Annotated in this window: 18 protein-coding genes; 12 read left to right on the forward strand and 6 right to left on the reverse strand. The window is 66.0% G+C overall.

Annotation, left to right across the window (positions count from 1 at the left end; genetic code table 11):
- Positions 1-128 precede the first annotated feature (128 nt).
- From QOL68_RS00250 to QOL68_RS00270, 5 genes are all read left to right on the forward strand, one after another.
- Positions 129-506 (forward strand): BlaI/MecI/CopY family transcriptional regulator, encoded by a 378-nt coding sequence (locus QOL68_RS00250; protein ID WP_282945872.1) that lies wholly within the window; start codon positions 129-131, stop codon positions 504-506.
- Positions 503-2,176, forward strand: a complete 1,674-nt coding sequence (locus QOL68_RS00255) for a M56 family metallopeptidase (RefSeq protein WP_282945874.1) — start codon at positions 503-505, stop codon at positions 2,174-2,176. Before QOL68_RS00250 ends, QOL68_RS00255 begins: the two co-directional genes overlap by 4 nt.
- 105 nt (positions 2,177-2,281) lie before the next feature.
- The gene (locus QOL68_RS00260) at positions 2,282-3,019 is read left to right on the forward strand and encodes a hypothetical protein (protein ID WP_282945876.1); all 738 of its coding nucleotides are present in this window, start codon (positions 2,282-2,284) and stop codon (positions 3,017-3,019) included.
- Positions 3,016-5,109 (forward strand): TonB-dependent receptor plug domain-containing protein, encoded by a 2,094-nt coding sequence (locus QOL68_RS00265; protein ID WP_282945877.1) that lies wholly within the window; start codon positions 3,016-3,018, stop codon positions 5,107-5,109. Before QOL68_RS00260 ends, QOL68_RS00265 begins: the two co-directional genes overlap by 4 nt.
- Before the next feature lie 19 nt (positions 5,110-5,128).
- On the forward strand, positions 5,129-5,512 hold the full coding sequence (locus tag QOL68_RS00270; RefSeq protein WP_282945879.1) for a ribonuclease HI: 384 nt from the start codon (positions 5,129-5,131) through the stop codon (positions 5,510-5,512).
- A 9-nt stretch (positions 5,513-5,521) separates the two neighbouring features.
- Here the strand turns inward: QOL68_RS00270 and QOL68_RS00275 are convergent, their stop codons facing one another.
- On the reverse strand, positions 5,522-6,547 hold the full coding sequence (locus tag QOL68_RS00275; RefSeq protein ID WP_282945881.1) for an adenosine deaminase: 1,026 nt from the start codon (positions 6,545-6,547) through the stop codon (positions 5,522-5,524).
- The gene (locus tag QOL68_RS00280) at positions 6,540-7,127 is read right to left on the reverse strand and encodes a phosphoribosyltransferase (protein WP_282945883.1); all 588 of its coding nucleotides are present in this window, start codon (positions 7,125-7,127) and stop codon (positions 6,540-6,542) included. The genes QOL68_RS00275 and QOL68_RS00280 overlap by 8 nt, the downstream gene beginning before the upstream one ends.
- 84 nt (positions 7,128-7,211) lie before the next feature.
- Between QOL68_RS00280 and QOL68_RS00285 the strand changes: the two genes are divergently transcribed.
- Together QOL68_RS00285 and QOL68_RS00290 are read left to right on the forward strand one after the other, a co-directional pair.
- Positions 7,212-7,649 carry a DUF983 domain-containing protein gene (locus QOL68_RS00285; protein WP_058456243.1) on the forward strand — a complete coding sequence of 146 codons (438 nt, stop codon included), beginning with the start codon at positions 7,212-7,214 and terminating at the stop codon, positions 7,647-7,649.
- Positions 7,642-8,976, forward strand: coding sequence for an aminotransferase-like domain-containing protein (locus QOL68_RS00290; RefSeq protein WP_282945888.1), 1,335 nt, complete (start codon positions 7,642-7,644; stop codon positions 8,974-8,976). The genes QOL68_RS00285 and QOL68_RS00290 overlap by 8 nt, the downstream gene beginning before the upstream one ends.
- Before the next feature lie 234 nt (positions 8,977-9,210).
- Here the strand turns inward: QOL68_RS00290 and QOL68_RS00295 are convergent, their stop codons facing one another.
- Entirely contained in the window at positions 9,211-11,388 is a 2,178-nt protein-coding gene (locus QOL68_RS00295; RefSeq protein ID WP_349252309.1) for a M3 family metallopeptidase, read from the reverse strand.
- A gap of 83 nt (positions 11,389-11,471) precedes the next feature.
- Positions 11,472-12,341, reverse strand: a complete 870-nt coding sequence (locus tag QOL68_RS00300) for an SMP-30/gluconolactonase/LRE family protein (RefSeq protein ID WP_282945890.1) — start codon at positions 12,339-12,341, stop codon at positions 11,472-11,474.
- 299 nt (positions 12,342-12,640) lie between these two features.
- Here QOL68_RS00300 and QOL68_RS00305 point away from each other — a divergent pair, with 299 nt between their 5' ends.
- From QOL68_RS00305 to QOL68_RS00320, 4 genes are all read left to right on the forward strand, one after another.
- Positions 12,641-13,795: an acyl-CoA dehydrogenase family protein gene (locus tag QOL68_RS00305; protein WP_204992349.1), complete on the forward strand. Its 1,155-nt coding sequence runs from the start codon at positions 12,641-12,643 to the stop codon at positions 13,793-13,795.
- 156 nt (positions 13,796-13,951) lie between these two features.
- The gene (locus QOL68_RS00310; RefSeq protein WP_058456247.1) at positions 13,952-15,121 is read left to right on the forward strand and encodes an acetyl-CoA C-acetyltransferase; all 1,170 of its coding nucleotides are present in this window, start codon (positions 13,952-13,954) and stop codon (positions 15,119-15,121) included.
- Positions 15,122-15,256: 135 nt separating this feature from the next.
- Positions 15,257-16,039, forward strand: coding sequence for an SDR family NAD(P)-dependent oxidoreductase (locus QOL68_RS00315; protein ID WP_058456248.1), 783 nt, complete (start codon positions 15,257-15,259; stop codon positions 16,037-16,039).
- A 1-nt stretch (position 16,040) separates the two neighbouring features.
- A complete protein-coding gene (locus QOL68_RS00320) occupies positions 16,041-16,478 on the forward strand; it encodes an acyl-CoA thioesterase (RefSeq protein WP_282945896.1) in 438 nt (145 codons plus the stop codon).
- A 115-nt stretch (positions 16,479-16,593) separates the two neighbouring features.
- Here the strand turns inward: QOL68_RS00320 and gmk are convergent, their stop codons facing one another.
- The gene (gene gmk / locus QOL68_RS00325; RefSeq protein WP_282945898.1) at positions 16,594-17,256 is read right to left on the reverse strand and encodes a guanylate kinase; all 663 of its coding nucleotides are present in this window, start codon (positions 17,254-17,256) and stop codon (positions 16,594-16,596) included.
- Positions 17,257-17,312: 56 nt separating this feature from the next.
- On the opposite strand from gmk, the gene QOL68_RS00330 reads away from it, so the two are divergent.
- The gene (locus QOL68_RS00330) at positions 17,313-17,867 is read left to right on the forward strand and encodes a DUF2585 domain-containing protein (RefSeq protein ID WP_282948236.1); all 555 of its coding nucleotides are present in this window, start codon (positions 17,313-17,315) and stop codon (positions 17,865-17,867) included.
- Here QOL68_RS00330 and QOL68_RS00335 read toward each other — a convergent pair.
- Positions 17,864-18,202 (reverse strand): hypothetical protein, encoded by a 339-nt coding sequence (locus QOL68_RS00335; RefSeq protein ID WP_282945900.1) that lies wholly within the window; start codon positions 18,200-18,202, stop codon positions 17,864-17,866. The genes QOL68_RS00330 and QOL68_RS00335 overlap by 4 nt on opposite strands.
- Positions 18,203-18,237 lie beyond the last annotated feature (35 nt).

Genomic DNA, 18,237 nt, shown 5'->3' on the forward strand with positions numbered 1-18,237 from the left:
CATAGGGGGTGCATTGCGTCAGGGGAATCCTGTTCGACGGCTTATGTGTATTAGTAGAGTAAAACCCTCTTGCCAAAGATGCGCTACAAATGTAGCACGCTACAAATGTAGCGCACGAGGTGATTCGAATGCTGTCCAGCCTGCCCCCCCGCGAACGCGAGATCGTCGATATTCTCTATGAGCGCGGTGCCTCGACGGTGACCGAGATTGGCGACGCGCTGTCCGACGCGCTGTCGGGTTCGGCAATCCGCGCGATGCTGAAGCGGCTCGAGGCGAAGGGCTTCGTGGCGCGCGAGGCGTCGGACCGCGGCTTTGTCTATGCGCCGAGCGTGTCGGACAAGGCGGCGCGCAAGTCGGCGCTGAGCCAGGTCGTGCGCGTCTTCTTCAACGGATCGGCGACGAGTGCCGCCGCGGCGCTGCTCGGTATGCAGGACGAAATGACGGGCGCCGATCTCGACGAACTTGAAAAGATGATCGCAAAAGCCCGCGACGGGAGGATGAAATGACTACGAGCGCCATGCTGCTGGGCCTTGCTTGGAAATCGCTGGTGATTGCGGGACTCACGCTCGTCGTGCTGCGGCTCGCGCGGTCGCGCTCGGCGGGTGAGCGCTCGATGGTCGCGCATGCGGGGCTCGCGGCGCTGCTCGCGCTTCCCGCCGCGATCCTTTTTCTGCCGAAATGGGCACCGCTGCCGCAGCATTGGTTTGCCGGCGACGCGCCCGTCGCGGCGATGGTTTCAGGAGTTCCGGCCGCCGATCCGGGCCCCGTCGCGATGCCGGTCCCGGCCGCGATCGAGGCCGCGGGCTCGGCGCCGGCGACCTTTCCCGCTCTCGCCGATATCGCGCCCTTTCTCTATCTCGTTCCGCTCGCGCTGCTGTGCGGAGTGATGCTGCTTGCGGTCGTGCGGCTGTTCGCGATGCGCCGCCGCGCAGAAATCCTCGTCGAGGGATCGTGGCTGTCGGCGCTTGCCGAGGCGCAGCGGCGCATGGGGTTCAAACATGGCACCGCGTTGCTGGTGAGCGAGGAACTGCGCTCGCCGATCAGCTGGGGTGTGCTGCGCCCGACGATCGTGCTCAATCCGCGCGCGGTCGATGCGGTCGACGAGGCGGAAGCGATCATCGCGCACGAACTGGCGCATGTCGCACGGCTCGACTGGGCGAAGCTGCTCGGCGCGCGAATCGCCTGCGCGGTCTTCTGGTTCAACCCGCTGGTGTGGATGCTCGCGCGTGAAAGCCACCAGCTGCGCGAGGAGGCGGCCGACGATGCCGTGCTGATGGCCGACATCGACGGGCCCGACTATGCGACCCTGCTCGTCGGCGCGGCGCGCCATGACAATCAGGGGGCGCTGCTGGCCGCGCATGGCGTCGCGCCGGGCAGGAACAGCCTGAAGCGCCGGATCACCCGCGTGCTCGATGCCAGCCTGAAGCGCGGACCGGCGAGTGCGGGCTGGATGCTGACGAGCCTCGTTGTGCTCGCAGGTATCACCGCGCCGCTCGCGGCTTTTTCGGCAACCGCAGATAAAAAGGTGGCGCTGGAGTTCCCCGCTCCCGCCGCCGCCACCGCCCCGGCCGCGGCGCAGCAGGTCGCCGCGGCCGCGGGCGGGGTCAATCCTGACGGCGAGGCCGCTGCCGACCCGTCGCGGCCGCTGAGCGCCGACGAACTGATCGGCATGCGCGCGGTCGGCGTCACGCCCGAATATGCGGCCGAGATGCGCGAGCATAACGGCCCGATGACCGCCGACGAAATCATCGGCGCCAAGGCGACCGGCGTCGATCCCGCCTATATCAAGAAAATGCGCGGCCTTTTCCCCGGCGTCAGCCTCGACGATCTGGTGGGCGCTTCGGCGCTGCACATCGAACCCTCCTTCGCCCGCGACATGAAGACGCATTTCCCCGACATCGGCATCGACGATGTGATCGCGCTGAAGGCGATGGGGGTCGACTGCGACTTTGTGACCGACATGCGCAAGGCGGGGGTGCGCATCCGCAGCGCCGATGACGCGATCGAACTGCGCGCGACGGGCGGATGGGCCGCCGCGAAGGACCGCAAGGGCGATCGGGGCGCGACCGTCCGGGTTGGCCACGGCGCGGTGGTCGAGGCGCGCGGCGCCGATGGTCGCGTGACGCGCGTCGAGGTTCCCGAGCCCCCGGAGCCGCCGGAAACGCCCGCGACCTGACGTTCGTCCAAACCCGGCTTCCGTTGATCGAACCCCACTTTTGAAACGCCGTTGCGGCGGCGAGCGATGACGCTCGCGCGGCGCACGGAGGGAGGAGTGCACCCAATGAAGATCCCGATGATGCTTGTCGGCGCCGCGGTGCTGTCGGTTCTCGCCTGCGCCGCGCCGAGCACGGCGGCCGATCCGCTGGTTCTGGGCGACATCGCCTGGCGCGTGCGTCCGGCAAGCGCCGACGGAGAACCCCGGCTGCGCGTGAGCCGTAGAGCCTCGAGCAGCGACGTTGCGATCGATGGAGCGCGGGGCGAATTTGCCGGCGCGAAGGCCGTGCTGGGCGGCCGGGCGGGACCGGTCAGCTTCACTGTCGTTCATGAGGCCGGAACGCTGGCCTGTGCAGGTCGGCTGACCGGCGCCTTCGAAGGCGAGGGCGATTGCCGCTTCACCGCCGATCCTGGGTTCGAGACGGCGCTGGAGGCGCGGGGCCTGGCGCCCGACGACCGGGGCGATCTGCTCGCGATGCTGCTCGTCGATGCGACCGTCGAACTCGCCGACGGGCTGACGCGCGAAGGTGTGAAGCCCAAGGACAATGGCGACCTGATCGCCGCCGCGGCGCTCGGCGTCACGCCAGCCTATGTCCGCGACCTCAGATCGGAGGCGCTGGTGCTGACCGGGGTCGAGGATGCGATCGCCTGCAAGGCGCTCGGTGTCGACGGCGCCTATGTGCGCGGGCTGGCCGACGCCGGATACCGGAAACTTGCGGCCGAGGAGGTCGTCGGAATGAAGGCGATGGACGTGTCGCCCGAATATGCCCGGGCGATGAACCGCGCGGCGCGGGGTGGCCAGTGAAGTCGACGATCAGTCTTTCGGCCATCGCCGCCGCGCTGTCGGCCTTGCCCGTGGCGGCGCAGGATGCCACCGTCGCTGGCGATGCTCCGCCGCCGGTTGCCGCCTCTGCGGGAGCGACGGGCACGGCGCGGCAGGTCTTCGCGCCCGCCGACTTCGCGCGCTACGCGCCGAAGAACGCCTATGACATGCTCGTGCAGGTTCCGGGCTTCTCGATCCGCGATAACGAGAATTTGCGCGGACTGGGGCAGGCCACCGGCAACGTCCTGTTCAACGGCGAGCGGCCGTCGAACAAGGCCGACGACATGTACACCCAGCTGTCGCGCATCCCGGCCGAGAATGTCGAGCGGATCGAGATCGTCGACGGCGCGACGCTCGACATCCCCGGACTGTCGGGGCAGGTCGCCAATATCGTCTATCGCGCCGACAATATTTCGGGGCAGTTTTCGTGGAAGCCCGAGTTTCGCGCCCATTACACCGATGCCCTGTTCACCCGCGCCGACGTTTCGGTGCGCGGTCGGTCGGGGCAGATCGAATATGAGGCGGCGCTGACCAACGACGACTCGGCGCGCAGCGGCGCCGGTGGGCCGACGCTGATCTATGACGGCGCGGGAAATATCATCGAGCGGCGCGAGGACAGCTGGAACACGCATTACGATACGCCGAAGCTGTCGGGGCGCATCACCTGGGATCCGCCGGGCGATACGGTTGCCAATCTGGGCGGGCATTATCAGCGCAAGTACGACCGCTATTATGAGGATGGCGTGCGGACGAGCCCCGGAACGCCCGACCGCATCCGCACCGTCTATGAAAATGCAGACAGCTGGAATTACGAGGTGTCGGGCGATTACCAGTTCGGTCTCGGGCCGGGGAAGCTGAAGCTGATCGGGCTGCGGCGGTTCAGTCACGAGCCGTACAAGCAGGAGATCGTCACGACGCCGGTGGGCGGCATCGCGACCGGCGATCGCTTCGCGCAGACCGGCGACCTTGGCGAGACGATCGCGCGCGGCGAGTATCAGTGGAAGCTGTTCGGCGGCGACTGGCAGCTATCGGGCGAGGCGGCGTTCAACACGCTCGACAATGTCGCGTCGATCGCGGTGCTCGATCCGTCGGGCGCGTGGGTCGACCAGCCGTTCGACGGCGGCACCGGCGGCGTCAGCGAGGACCGCTACGAAGGCCTGCTCAGCTTCGGGCGCAAGCTGACCGACAAACTGACCGTCCAGATCGTCGCGGGCGCCGAACATTCGACGATCACCCAGACGGGCGCGAACGGTCTGACGCGCAGCTTCTTTCGCCCGAAGGGGTCGTTGACGCTCGCCTGGGCGCCGTCGGCCGATTTCGATGCGTCGCTGAAGATTCGCCGCCGCGTGCTCCAGCTCAGCTTCTATGACTTCCTCGCGCGCGCCTTCCTCAACGACGGGAACGAGAATCAGAGCAACAACGACCTGAGGCCGCAGCAGGACTGGAGCTACGAGCTCGAGATCAACAAGAAGCTCGGCGCGTGGGGTTCGACCAAGCTCTATCTCGTCTTTCGCGACGTCGAGGACCGCGTCGATGTCGTGCCCGTCGGCTCGAACGGCGGCGAAGGCGTCGGCAATATTGCGAAGGCGAAGGCGGGCGCGGTCGAATGGTCTTCGACGATCAACCTCGATCCGGCCGGGATCAAGGGGATGAAGGTCGAGTCGAGCGCGCTGTTCCAGAAAAGCTCGCTACGCGACCCCTTCACCGGCGAGAAGCGGCAGTGGAGCGGTTTCACCGATCGCGTCGTCGATGTCAGCGTGCGCCACGATATTCCCGGCAGCGACTGGGCGTGGGGCGCCGGCGCCAATTATTCGCACTACCAGCCCAGTTACCGCCGCAACCAGTCGGACAAGGTGTGGGAAGGGCCGGTCTTCGCGAACGTCTTCGTCGAGCACAAGAATGTGATGGGACTGACCGTCCGCGCGCAGATCCGCAACATCGCCAACGCGCGCTCGAAGCGCGATCGAACCGTCTATACGGGCGTGCGCGGCCAGAGCCCGATCGCGTTCGTCGAGGAACGCGACCGGCTCATCGGTCCGATCTTCGCGGTTTCGGTGCGCGGGAATTTCTGATGGCCGCTATGGTGCGGGGATGACCGCGCGCCGGACCAAGATCTTTTTCGATGGCGGATGCCGCCCGAACCCCGGTCCGATCGAGGTCGCGGTGGTCGCGGGCGGCGCCGTCATGATCGAGCAGGGCCTTGGCGAGGGAAGCAGCCTCGATGCCGAGTGGCTGGCGCTGATCGCCGCGCTGCGGTTCGCGCGGGAGCGAGGGATCGACAATTTCGTGCTGCTCGGTGATTCGGCATCGGTCGTGGCGCAGGCCATGGGGAGGGTCCCGGCGCGCGGTGCGGCGGCGGCGCATCTGGCGGCCTTCCGCGATCTGGCCGGCGCCGGCCCGGCGCCGGGGGTCCGGCATATCGGGCGGGCGCAGAATCTCGCCGGGATTGCGCTCGCAAAGCTGCATCCGCGCTGAGGGCTTGCGTCAGGCGTAGGCGTCTATCGCGGCGAGGTGCCTTGCCTTTTCGGCGTCGCCCAGGAACGATCCGGTGAAGCTGTTGCGCGCGAGCGTCACGAGGTCGGCCCTTGACAGGTCGAGCGCGTCGGCGACGGCGAGGTAATTGGCGTTCACATAGCCGCCGAAATAGCTGGGGTCGTCGCTGTTGACGGTCGCGTGAAGACCGGCGTCGAGCATGGTCTTGAGCGGATGATCGGCGATGTCGCGGACGACGCACAGCTTGAGGTTCGAAAGCGGGCAGACGGTGAGGGTCATGCTCTCGCCCGCGAGGCGCTTGACCAGCGCGGTATCCTCAAGGCTGCGGTTGCCATGATCGATGCGATCGACTTTCAGGAGGTCGAGCGCCTCGTGGACGTAGGCGGGCGGCCCCTCTTCGCCAGCGTGCGCGACGATCTTGAGGCCCAGTCCCCTGGCGCGCGCAAACACGCGCTCGAATTTCGAGGGCGGATGACCGACCTCGGAGGAATCGAGACCTACGCCGGCGATCCGGTCCAAATAGGGCAGAGCTTCGTCGAGCGTCGCTTCGGCCTCGGCTTCGCTAAGGTGGCGCAGGAAGCACAGGATGAGCTTCGAGGTCATGCCGTAGGTCGTCCGGGCATCGTCGAGCGCGCGGGTGATGCCGGCGATGACCGTCGCGAAGGCGACGCCGCGTGACGTATGGCCCTGCGGGTCGAAGAAGATTTCGATGTGGCGGACGTTGTCGGCGTCGGCGCGCGCGCAATAGGCGGCGGTGAGGTCGTAAAAATCCTGCTCGGTGTGGAGGACGCCCATCCCCTGATAATAGATGTCGAGGAAATCCTGGAGGTTCGAAAAGGCGTAGGCGGTGCGGACCTCTTCGACGCTGGCGAAGGGAATGGCGACATTGTTGCGCTGCGCAAGTTCGAACATCAGCTCGGGCTCGAGCGAGCCCTCGATATGCAGATGCAGTTCGGCCTTCGGCAGGCCCGCGATGAAGGCGGCGCGCTCGGCCGCCGACACGAAACCTTCAGGCATCGGGCGCTTCCTCCCCCTCATTTTCTTCGCGCAGGATGATCGCCGCCTCGGGCTTGTGGCGGCGGATTTCCTCAGGCGTCAGTCCGTCGATCTCGTGCGGGAAGATCAGCCACTGGTCGGTTTCGTGGACGAAATAGTCGGGGTGGAGGTCGGTAACGTTCCGGCGCGGTTTGAACCACACCGTCGCGATGCGGATGTCGCGTGGCATATTGTTGCGACAGCGCGCCTTCAGTTCGGCGATGAAGGCCCGGATGCTGCGGCCGCTGTCGAACACATCGTCGATGATCAGCAGCCGATCGTCGGGGTTCAGTGTATCGATGAGATAGCCCAAAGCGAAGACGCGAACATGTGGATCCTGATCGTCGATGCCTTTGTACGACGACGTGCGGATCGCGATATGGTCGCAGTGGTGGCCGTGATAGTCGAGCAGTTCCTGCACCGCGATCCCGACCGGCGCGCCGCCGCGCCAGATGCCGACGAGGTGCGTCGGGCGAAAGCCGCTGTCGATCACCTGTGTGCCCAGTCGTAGCGAATCGGCGAGCAGTTGGTTCGCGCTGATGAAGATTTTCGCGTCGCTCATGCCCCCGAACTAGTCCGCCCCTCGACATTTGTCATGCGCGTCATTATGTATGGTATTATGTATGGCTCTGTAGGATATGAGTCGATGACTGGCGAACTGGAAGGCCGCGAAAAATGGCTGTGGATTTACCGGACGGGGCTTCACGGCCTTTGCCCGCATTGCGGCGAGGGAAAGATGTTCCGGCGCTGGCTGAAGGTCCAGGATCGCTGCCCGCATTGCGGGCTCGACTATGATTTTGCGGCGCCCGATGACGGCCCGGCGTTTTTCTCGCTCTGCTTCATTGCCTTCCCGCTGTTGTTCCTCGTCGTGTGGTTCGAGGTCGCCTTCAACCCGCCATGGTGGATGCATCTGATCACCTCGGTGCCGCTGATGGTCATCCCGTGTCTCGCCGTGCTGCAGCCGATCAAGGGCTGGCTCGTCGCGTCGCAATATGTGAACAGGGCGCAGGAAGCGGGCACCGGCGCGCTGTGGGCGCAGCTCAATGCGCGCGCCAAGGGAGAGATGATCGACGCCGATGGCTGACGGCTGGATACCCGACCTGACGCGAACGCGCGGCGCCAAATATGTCGTGATTGCCGACGCGATCGCGAATGCGGTCGAGACCGGCGCGCTGCGCAGCGGCGACCGCCTGCCGCCGCAGCGCGACCTTGCGGCGCGGCTGGGGATCGACCTTACCACCGTTACCAAGGCGTATGAACAGGCGCGGAGCGCCGGGCTGATCGGTGCGCGCGGACGCGCGGGGAGCTTCGTGCTGCCGCAGGATGCGATCGCCGCGGGGCCGCCGCCGCGCGACACCGGAATGAACATGCCGCCCGAGGTCGAAGGCGGAACGTTGCTCGCGACGTGGGAGCGCACCGCCAGCGCGCTGCTGCGCGCGCCGGGCGCGGGCGGGCGGCTGCATTATGCCCCGGCGGGTGGACGTGAGGCCGACCGCGCCGCGGGAGCGGAGATTTTCGGCCGGATGGGGCTGGCGAGCGAGGCCGGCCAGGTCGTTATCACGGCTGGGGCGCAGAGTGCACTCCACGCGATCATCGGCGCGACGCTGGAGCGCGGCGATGTCGTGGCGTGCGGCACGCATGTCTATCCCGGCTTTCTCGCGCTGGCGCGCCGCGCGGGGCTGCGGCTGGCGCCGCTCGCGTGCGTCGAGGCGGATGCGCTGGAGGCGCTATGCCGGACGACGACGGTAGCGGCGCTCTATGTGGTGCCGACAAACGACAATCCGACGACCGTGACGATCGCGGCCGACGAACGCGCGGCGCTGGCGCGGGTGACGCGGCGGCATGGCGTGCGGATCATTGAGGACGATGCCTATGGCCAGCTTGCCGAAACGCCGATCGCGCCGCTGTCGAGCTTCGCGCCCGAACTCGGCTGGTATGTCGCGAGCCTCTCCAAGACGATCTCGCCGGCGCTCCGCGTCGCGCATGTCCGCACGCCGTCGGTCGCGGACGCGCTGGCGCTCGCGGCCGAGGTGCATGATGCGAATGTGATGCCACCGCCGCTGGAGGCCGCGCTGGCGACGCGTTGGCTGGAGGACGGCAGTTACGACCGGCTGATCGGCGAGACGCGGGCCGAGGCGGCGGCGCGGCAGGCGATCGCTGCCGAAGCGCTGCCGGCGGGACGTTATGCCGCGCATCCGTGCGGATATCATCTGTGGGTTCCGCTGGCGGATGAGCGCGCCATGGCGAAAGCCGCGAGCGCGCTGCGCGAGGCAGGGATGATGGCGATCCCAGCCACCAGTTTTGCGGCGTGCGACAGCAATGCTTGCGCGTTACGCGTCTCGCTCGGCGGCGCCATCGACCGGGACGGATTGAGGCGCGGACTGACGATGCTGGCAAAACATCTGCCCTGATGGCCAGTGTCGGCTTTGGAGTGGGGAGCCGCCCTTCCGCTATTCGTCATCCCGGGCTTGACCCGGGACCCGCCTTTCCTCTTCCGGCCTCGGATAAAAAGACAAGGCAGGCCCCGGATCAAGTCCGGGGTGACGATGATTGATTGGGCCGCATTCGGTTGATAGCGGCCGGCAGCCGCAGGCAAAACAAAGGGGGCGCGGTGGCCCCCTTTGCTCCCCGGTTAAGTCAAAAGATCATTCGGTCGGAAAGCCGCGCTTGCGCAGCAGCGCCTTCACGTCGGGATCGCGGCCGCGGAAGGCGCGGTACGCTTCGGCGCGGTCGGTCTCGTTGCCGGTCATCAGCAGGATGGTGCGGAACTTGTCGGCGACGGTGCGATCCCACGGGCCGCCGGCTTCGTTGAAGGCCGCCCAGGTGTCCGCATCCATCGTTTCGGACCACAGATAGCTGTAATAGCCCGCCGAATAGGCGTCGCTCGAGAAGAGGTGGCCGAATTGCGGCAGGCGGTGGCGCATGACGATTTCCTTCGGCATGCCCATCTCCTTCAGCGTTTCGCGCTCGAACTTGTCGACATCGGTCACCGGCACCTTGCGGTCGTGGAGTTTCATGTCGACGATCGCGCTCGACAGATATTCGACGGTTTCAAAGCCCTGGTTGAACTTGTTCGAGGCGAGGATCTTGTCAACCAGCGCCTGCGGCATCGGCTCGCCCGTCTTGTAGTGCGTCGCGAATTTCGACAGCACCTCGGGTGTCATCAGCCAATTCTCGTTCACTTGGCTCGGATATTCGACGAAGTCGCGCGGCACGCCCGCTAGCGCCGGGTAATAGACGTGCTGCAGCAGATAATGGATGCCGTGCCCGAATTCGTGGAACAGCGTCTGCGCGTCGTCGAGGCTGACGAGCGTCGGCTCGCCCTTCGCGCCCTCGGTGAAATTATTGTTGTTCGACGCGAGGACGTTGCGCTCGCCGCCGAGGCCCTGCTGGCTGCGATAGGTCGTCATCCACGCGCCCGAGCGCTTTCCGTCGCGCGCGAAATTATCGAGATAGAGGACGCCGACATTTTCGTTGGTCTTGAGGTTATAGACCTCGAAGGTCTTCACCTTGGGGTCGAACACCGGAATCGTGCCCGTGATCTCGCGGAAGCCGAGGTCGTAGAGCTGCCCCGCCGACCAGAACATCGCGTCGCGCAGCTTGTCGAGCTGCAGGTAGGGCTTCACCTCGCTTTCATCGAGGTCGTATTTCGCCTTGCGGACCTTTTCGGCGTAATAGCGATAGTCCCACGGTTCGATGGTGATCTTCGGTCCCTTGCCGGCCTTGGCCTCGGCATCGGCGATCGCCTGCATGTCAGCGACTTCCTCGTGGACGCGCGCGACTGCGGCGGGCCAGACCTTCATCATCAGCGCCATGGCGTTCTCTGGCGTCTTCGCCATCGTGTCGGCCATGCGGTAATTGGCGTGCGTCGCGAAGCCGAGCAGTTCGGCGCGCTGCTGGCGCAGCTTCAGGATTTCAGCGATTGTCGCGTTGGTGTCGTTCGCATCGCCATTGTCGCCGCGCCCCACGAAAGCGCGCCAGACCTTTTCGCGCAAGCTCCGGCTGGCGGCGTTCTGCAGCACAGGTTGCGCCGACGAGCGAGTGTTCTTGATCGCCCACTGGCCGGGCTTGCCCTGCGCCTCGGCGGCGTCGGCAAGCGAGGCGACGAAGCCGGGGGCGAGCCCCGCCAGCTCGGCCTTGTCGGTGACGAAGGTGTAGAGCTTCTCGTCGCCGAGCAGTTTCGACGAAAAGGCCGAGAACAGGCCTTCGAGCTTTGCATTGAGGTCGACGAGCTTCGCCTTGTCGGCGGCGGACAGGTTGGCGCCGTCGCGGACCATTTCGTCATAGCTGCGCTCGACGATGCGGATCTGCTGCGCGTTGAGCCCGCTGGTCAGCCGCTTGTCGTACACCGCCTTGTAGCGGGCGAAGAGTTTGGGATCGAGGAACAGCTCGGTATAGAATTTGGTGAGCTTGGGGCTCCATTCGGCGTCGATGTCCTCGACGCGGTCGTTCGACTTGTTCGAGGTCTGCACGCCCCACAGCGCGAAGACGCGCTCCATCGATTCGCCCGCGAGCTGCATCGGGATGTGGGTGTTCTCGAAGGTCGGCTCGGCCGGGTTGTCGATCACCTTCTGTACCTCGGCCTTCACCTCGGCCATGCCCTTGGCGAAGGCGTCGGGGAAGCGTTCGGGGTCGAGCTTGTCCCACGGCGGCACCCCTTCATAGGGGCCCGTCCAGGGCTGGAGCATCGGGTTCGCGCCTGCCTCGGCGGCGGGCTTGGTTGCGGTCTCGGCGGCAATCGTCATCGGACTATAACCCATCAAGAGGACGGTCGATGCAAGCAGCGACAAACGGATAAAGGGCTGCGCACGGCGCGGCATCATCATAGCTCCCCGGAATTTTGGTTTCGAGCGAAACCATATCGGGCTGCCTTAGCCCGACAGGGCGGCCCGGCGCAAGAGCGCGGTCAGCCGCCGAAAAAGGGCTGCGGAATGCCCGGTACGTCGACGCGGAAGGTGAAGAGGCCGCCGGCATGCGGCTGCGCCTTGCGGTCTTCGTCGGTCAGGTTCTTGCCCGCGCTGGTCACGAAAGCGGTGCAAAGCTCGTCTCCACCGAAGGCGATCATTGTCGGGCGCTGGACGGGCAAGTCGACGGTCTGGAGCAGTTCGCCGGCGGGCGACAGGCGCACGACGCGCCAGCCGTCCCACAGCGCCGACCAGTAGCAGCCCTCGGCATCGACCGCGGCGCCGTCGGGACGGCCTTTCCCATATTCGAACTGGTGGAAGACGCGTCCATTGGCGAGCGTGCCCGCCGCCCGGTCGACGTCATAGGCGCGGATCGCGTGCGTCGGCGTGTCGGCGTGGTAGAAGATGCGCCCGTCGGGGCTGAACGCCGCGCCGTTGCTGGTGGTGAGGCCGCCGAGGATCGTGGCGAGCGACCCGTCGGGGTCGAGGCGGTACAGCGTCGCGACAGGGTTTGCCTTGTCGTTCGTCAGGCTGCCGACCCACAGCCGTCCCGCCGCATCGACGCGGCCGTCGTTGAAGCGTTGCCCGGGCTTGTCCGCGAGGATGGCGGGGCCGAATGGGCGCGGCGTCGATCCCCAATGGTCGATCAGTACGAAGCCGTTTTCGAGCGCGGCGACGAGGCCGCCCCGCACGCGCGGCGCGATGCAGCCGATCTGTTCGCCGAGCATCATCACCTCGTCGGTGCGCGTCGCGGGATCGGTGCGGTGAATTGTCCGCCCCTCGATATCGACCCAGTAGAGGCGGGCTTCGCCCGGATGCCAGACGGGCGATTCGCCGAGCAGCGCGCCGGCATCGAGAAGCAATTCGACCATCGGGGGAGCTTAGCGCGTGGCGCCGGTGCTGCCCAGCAGCTGCAAACCTATTCGATGCGGGACGAATGGAGAGGCGCGGTCGAAGTCGGTTCGCCACCCCCGGCCAAGTCCGGGATGGCGAAGCGCGCGCGCGCGAAGGGCGCGCCGCGCAACGAGTTTCCTGCCGTAGCGGCATTTCTACTTGACGTGGACGTAAACGTAAGGTCAGGTGCGCGCCGAAACCCGTACGGCATGATGCGGGGACTCGGCACCATGGCCCCACCAGACCCTCAGGCCGCCCACTGGGAAAAGGAAAGACGATGTCGCTCGATAACCTCTCGCGCAGTGTTTATACCGAGGATCACGAAGCGTTCCGTTCGACGGTACGCCAATTCCTCGAAAAGGAAGTCGCGCCCAACGCCGCGCAATGGGCCGAGGACGGCATCGTGCCCAAGTCGATCTGGCCGAAAGCCGGCGAGCTCGGCCTGCTGTGCCCGACGGTCCCCGAGGAATATGGCGGGCTGGGCCTCGATTTCGGCTATAATGCGATCGTCGATGAGGAAAGCGCCTATAATGGCCGCGTGACCACCGGCTTCTCGCTCCAGTCGGACATCGTCGCGACCTATATCATCAAATATGGCAGCGAGGAGCAGAAGAAGCACTGGCTGCCCAAGATGGTCGCGGGCGAGGTGATCACTGCGATCGCGATGACCGAACCGGGCACCGGCAGCGACCTTCAGGGGATGCGAACGACCGCGAAGAAGGATGGCAATCATTATGTCATCAACGGGTCGAAAACCTATATCACCAACGGCCAGAACGCCGACCTGATCCTGGTGTGCGTCAAGACCGACACCGAGGTGCAGCCGGCTTGGAAGGGCGTCTCGATCGTGCTCGTCGAGGCCGACCGCGAAGGCTACAAGCGTGGGCGCAACCTCGACAAGATCGGGCAGGACGAAGCCGACACATCGGAAATGTTCTTCGAGGACGTCCGCGTGCCGATCACCAACTGCCTTGGCGAGGAAGGCAAGGGCTTCATCTATCTGATGAGCGAGCTTCCCCAGGAGAGGCTTTCGATCGCCGTCAGCGCGCAGGCGGCGGCGCAGCGCGCCTTCGACGACACGGTCGAATTCACCCGCGACCGCAAGGCGTTCGGCAAGCCGATCCTCGATTTCCAGAACACGCGCTTCGTGCTCGCCGACCTCAAGACCAAGCTGCAGGTCGGCTGGGCGCACCTCGACTGGGCGCTGGCGCGCCACCTCAAGAAGGAACTGACCCCCGAAGAGGGCGCGGCGGCGAAGCTGTGGCACACCGAATTGCAGTGGGAAGTGATGGACAAATGCCTCCAGCTGCACGGCGGCGCGGGCTATATGAACGAATATCCGATCGCGCGGGCGTGGCGCGCCTCGCGCGTGACGCGTATCTTCGGCGGCACGAACGAGATCATGAAGGAACTGATCGGGCGCAAGCTGTAATTTCCCCTCCCGCAAGCGGGAGGGGCAGCGAGACTTGGGAGCTTGCTCCCTAGTCGCAGCGGGGTGGGCTACCTACCTCCAGATGCTGGCTCCGCTCGCGCCCACCCCCAGCCCCTCCCGCTTGCGGGAGGGGAGTGAAGTGAAAGGACTATCCCCATGCCCCATGCCTATATCGTCGACGCCGTCCGCACCGCTGGCGGCAAGCGCGGCGGCAAACTCGCCGGTGTGCACCCCGTCGACCTCGGCGCCGCGGTGTTCGACGCGATCGCCGACCGCAACGACTTCGACACCAAGGCGATCGACGACGTCATCACCGGCTGCGTCAGCCAGGGCGGCCAGCAGACGATGGACGTCGGCCGCAACGCGGTGCTCGCCTCGAAGCTGCCCGACTCGATCCCCGCGGTGACGATCGACCGCCAGTGCGGCTCGTCGCAGCAAGCGATCACCTTCGCCGCGCAGGCGGTGCTGTCGGGCACGCAGGATATCGTCCTCGCCAGCGGCATCGAAAGCATGACGCGCGTGCCGATGGGATCGGTCGCGACCTTGTTCATGAAAGAGGGGCTGGGCAACTACAAGTCGCCGCGGCTGGAGGAGAAATATCCCGGCATCATGTTCAGCCAGTTCATGGGCGCCGAGATGATCGTCAAGAAGCACGGCTTCACCAAGGACGACCTCGACGCCTTCGCGCTCGAAAGCCACCGCCGCGCGAAGGCGGCAACCGAGGCAGGCGTGTTCGAGCGCGAGATCGTGCCGGTCGAGATCGAGACCCCCGAGGGGAAGGAATGGCACAAGGTCGACGAGGGAATCCGTTTCGACGCGACGCTCGACGGCATTGCCGGCGTCAAGCTGCTGCAGGAAGGCGGATCGATCACTGCCGCGACGTCGAGCCAGATCTGCGATGGCGCCTCGGCGGTGCTCGTTGTCTCCGAACAGGCGCTGAAGGATCATGGACTGACGCCGCGCGCGCGCATCCACCATGTGTCCGTGACCGCGGGCGATCCGGTGATCATGCTCGAAGAACCGCTGTTCGCGACCGAAAAGGCGCTGAAGAAGGCCGGGCTCAGGATCGGCGACATCGACGCCTATGAAGTCAACGAGGCGTTCGCCCCGGTGCCGCTGGCGTGGCTCAAATATCTGGGCGGCGACCATGCGCGGCTCAACCAGCATGGCGGCGCGATCGCGCTCGGCCATCCGCTCGGCGCCAGCGGCGCAAAGCTGATGGCGACGCTCCTCGGCGTGCTCGATGCGACCGGCGGCAAATATGGCCTGCAGACGATGTGCGAAGGCGGCGGCCAGGCCAACGTCACGATCGTCGAGCGGCTGTAAGAAATCTCCCCTCCCGCTTGCGGGAGGGGGCGTCACGAGGCACGTGACTCGTGACACGGGAGGGCCTGCGAGCTGCCTCCCCCATGCCCCACCCAAACCCTCCCCTGAAGGGGAGGGCTTTTTCAGGAGAAACCCATGAAACTCGATTCCACCGTATCCGCCGTCGTCACCGGCGGCGCCTCGGGCCTTGGCGCCGCGACGGCGCGCGCGCTCGCCGCCAAGGGCGTCAAGGTCGCGATCTTCGACCTGCAGGAAGAGAAAGGCACCGCGCTCGCGGCCGAACTCGGCGGCGTGTTCTGCGAATGCAACGTCACCGACGACGCGTCGGTCGACGCCGCCTTTGCCAAGTCGCGCGCCGCGATCGGACAGGAGCGCATCCTCGTCAATTGCGCGGGCACCGGCAATGCGATCAAGACCGCGAGCCGCAGCAAGGAAGACGGCAGCATCAAGCATTTCCCGCTCGATGCCTTCAACTGGATCATCCAGATCAACCTCGTCGGCACCTTCCGCTGCATTGCCAAGTCGGCGGCGGGGATGATGACGCTCGACCCGATGGAAGACGGCGAGCGCGGAGCGATCGTCAACACCGCGTCGGTCGCAGCAGAGGACGGCCAGATGGGTCAGGCGGCCTATTCGGCGTCGAAGGGCGGCGTCGTCGGCATGACGCTCCCCGTGGCGCGCGACCTTGCGTCGGAGAATATCCGCGTCAACACGATCCTGCCCGGCATCTTCGACACCCCGCTGCTCGCCGGCGCGCCGCAGAATGTCCGCGACGCGCTCGGCGCCTCGGTGCTCAACCCGAAGCGTCTCGGCAATCCGGCCGAATATGCCAATCTCGCGCTCTGCATGATCGAGAATGGCTATTTCAACGGCGAGGACGTCCGCCTCGACGGCGGCATCCGCATGGCGCCGCGCTGATATGCCGAAACCGGAAAGCTGGCGGCTCGACGCCGCCAGCTACCCCGTCCGCATCGAACTGCAGACGCGGTTCCAGGATATGGACATCAACGGCCACCTCAACAATGTGGCCTTCGCAGCGCTGTTCGAAAGCGGCCGCGTCCTGCTGAACCGCGAAATCCGCCCGTGGGAGGAACGCCCGGCGAACGAGCGCACGATGGTCGCGGCGGTCGAGATCAATTATCTCGCCGAGGGCAATTTCCCCGATCCGGTCCAGATCGCGACCGGCATCGGCCGCCTCGGCACCTCGAGCTGGACGATCGTCCAGGCGATGTTCCAGAACGGCCGCTGCATCGCGACCTGCGACACGGTGGTCGTGTGCCGCACCGACGGTCAGGCAAGGCCTCTGCGGGCGGAGATGGTCGCCGAGCTGGAAGCCAAGCTGGCGAGGGCGGCCTAGCCAAACCTCACCTTCGTCATCCCGGACTTGATCCGGGATCCGTTATTCCAGCGCTGCGTAAGTGGATCCCGGATCAAGTCCGGGATGACGACAAAAAGTCGGGGCGAGCCTGCTTCTAAAGTTTCCTGTCCGCGTCGGGCACCGACCGGATCAGGTCGCGCGCGAAGCCGATCAGGCCGATCTGGCGGCGGCGCTTCAGCCGCTCGGCGCGCAGGATCGCCATCACCTCGCCATAGCATTCCTCGACCGCGTCGTTGATCAGCACATAGTCATAGCCGTCCCAGTGGCTGATCTCGTTCGCGGCGCGCTCCATCCGCGCGGCGATCACTTCGTCGCTGTCGGTCTTGCGCGACCGCAGCCGCCGTTCGAGCTCGTCCATCGTCGGCGGCAGGACGAAGACGCGCACGACGTCGGGGCCGGCCTCCTGATAAAGCTGCTGCGCGCCCTGCCAGTCGATGTCGAACAATACATCCTTGCCCGCGGCGAGCATCGCCTCGACCGGCGCGCGCGGGGTGCCGTAGCGGTGGCCGAAGACATGCGCCCATTCGAGGAACTCGCCGTCGGCCGCCATCTTCTTGAAGGTGTCGGTATCGACGAAATGATAATGGACGCCGTCGACCTCGCCCGGGCGCGGCGGGCGTGTGGTGGCGGAGATCGAGAGCGCGATATCCTTGTCGGCTTCGAGCATCATGCGCGAGATGGTCGTCTTGCCCGCGCCCGAGGGCGAGGAGAGGACAAAGAGCACGCCGCGGCGGTTGAGATGGACGCTTTCGGTCATGCGCGCTATTCGCGCGGGTGAGGGCAGCGGTCAAGGGGGAGAGACGGATGGCGGGGATGTCGCGCAAGGGCTGGCTGGTTACCGCGGCGCTGCTCGCGCTGCTGGCCGCGATCCTCTTCGCGATGGGGCGCCCGCCGATCTGCCCGTGCGGCACGGTCAGCCTGTGGCACGGCATCGTCCAGTCGAACCAGAACAGCCAGCAGATTTCGGACTGGTACAGCTTCAGCCATATCATTCACGGCTTCATCTTTTTTGGCCTGTCGCGCTGGCTGATGCCGTCGCGGCCCTTGTGGGTCGCGCTGGCGCTGGCGATCGGGATCGAGGGCGCGTGGGAGATATTGGAGAACTCGCCGATCATCATCGACCGCTATCGCGAGGTGACGATGGCCTATGGCTATTCGGGCGATTCGATCCTGAACTCGGTCAGCGACACGGCGTTCATGTTGCTGGGCTTCCTCGCCGCGAGCCGGATGCGCTGGTGGGTCACCGTGCTGATCGCGATCGCGTTCGAGCTGTTCACGCTGTGGACGATCCGCGACAATCTGACGCTCAATGTCCTGATGCTGGTCGCTCCGGTCGAGGCGGTGAAGGAGTGGCAGGCGGGCGGTTAGTGGATGGCCGCGTGCCCGTTCGCATCGATCGGGATTTCGGGCGGGAGTGCGTCGCCCAGCATTTCGCCGTCGGTCGGCGGCTCGCCGTTCGCCGCGAGTTTCGTGGTCGCGGCCTGCATTTCCTCGGCCGCCTGCCGCGCCTCGGCACGATCGGCCCATTTCTTGGTGAGATAGGCGGCGGCGGCGGTCGCGGCGAGTACCGCATAGCGCTGCGGAAACAGACGCCGCGCCGCGAACAGCGTTCCCGCGCCGATCACCGCGCCCGCGATGGGGTGATGATTTTTCTGGCGTCCGATCGCGCTTCCAAGCACGCCGCCGATGATCCGTCCCATCATCTTTCTCTCCTTCCCCTCCATAAATGCCTCGCGCG

The sequence above is a fragment of the Sphingopyxis sp. Geo25 genome (genome assembly GCF_949769135.1).
In the GTDB taxonomy this organism is placed as follows: Bacteria; Pseudomonadota; Alphaproteobacteria; order Sphingomonadales; family Sphingomonadaceae; genus Sphingopyxis.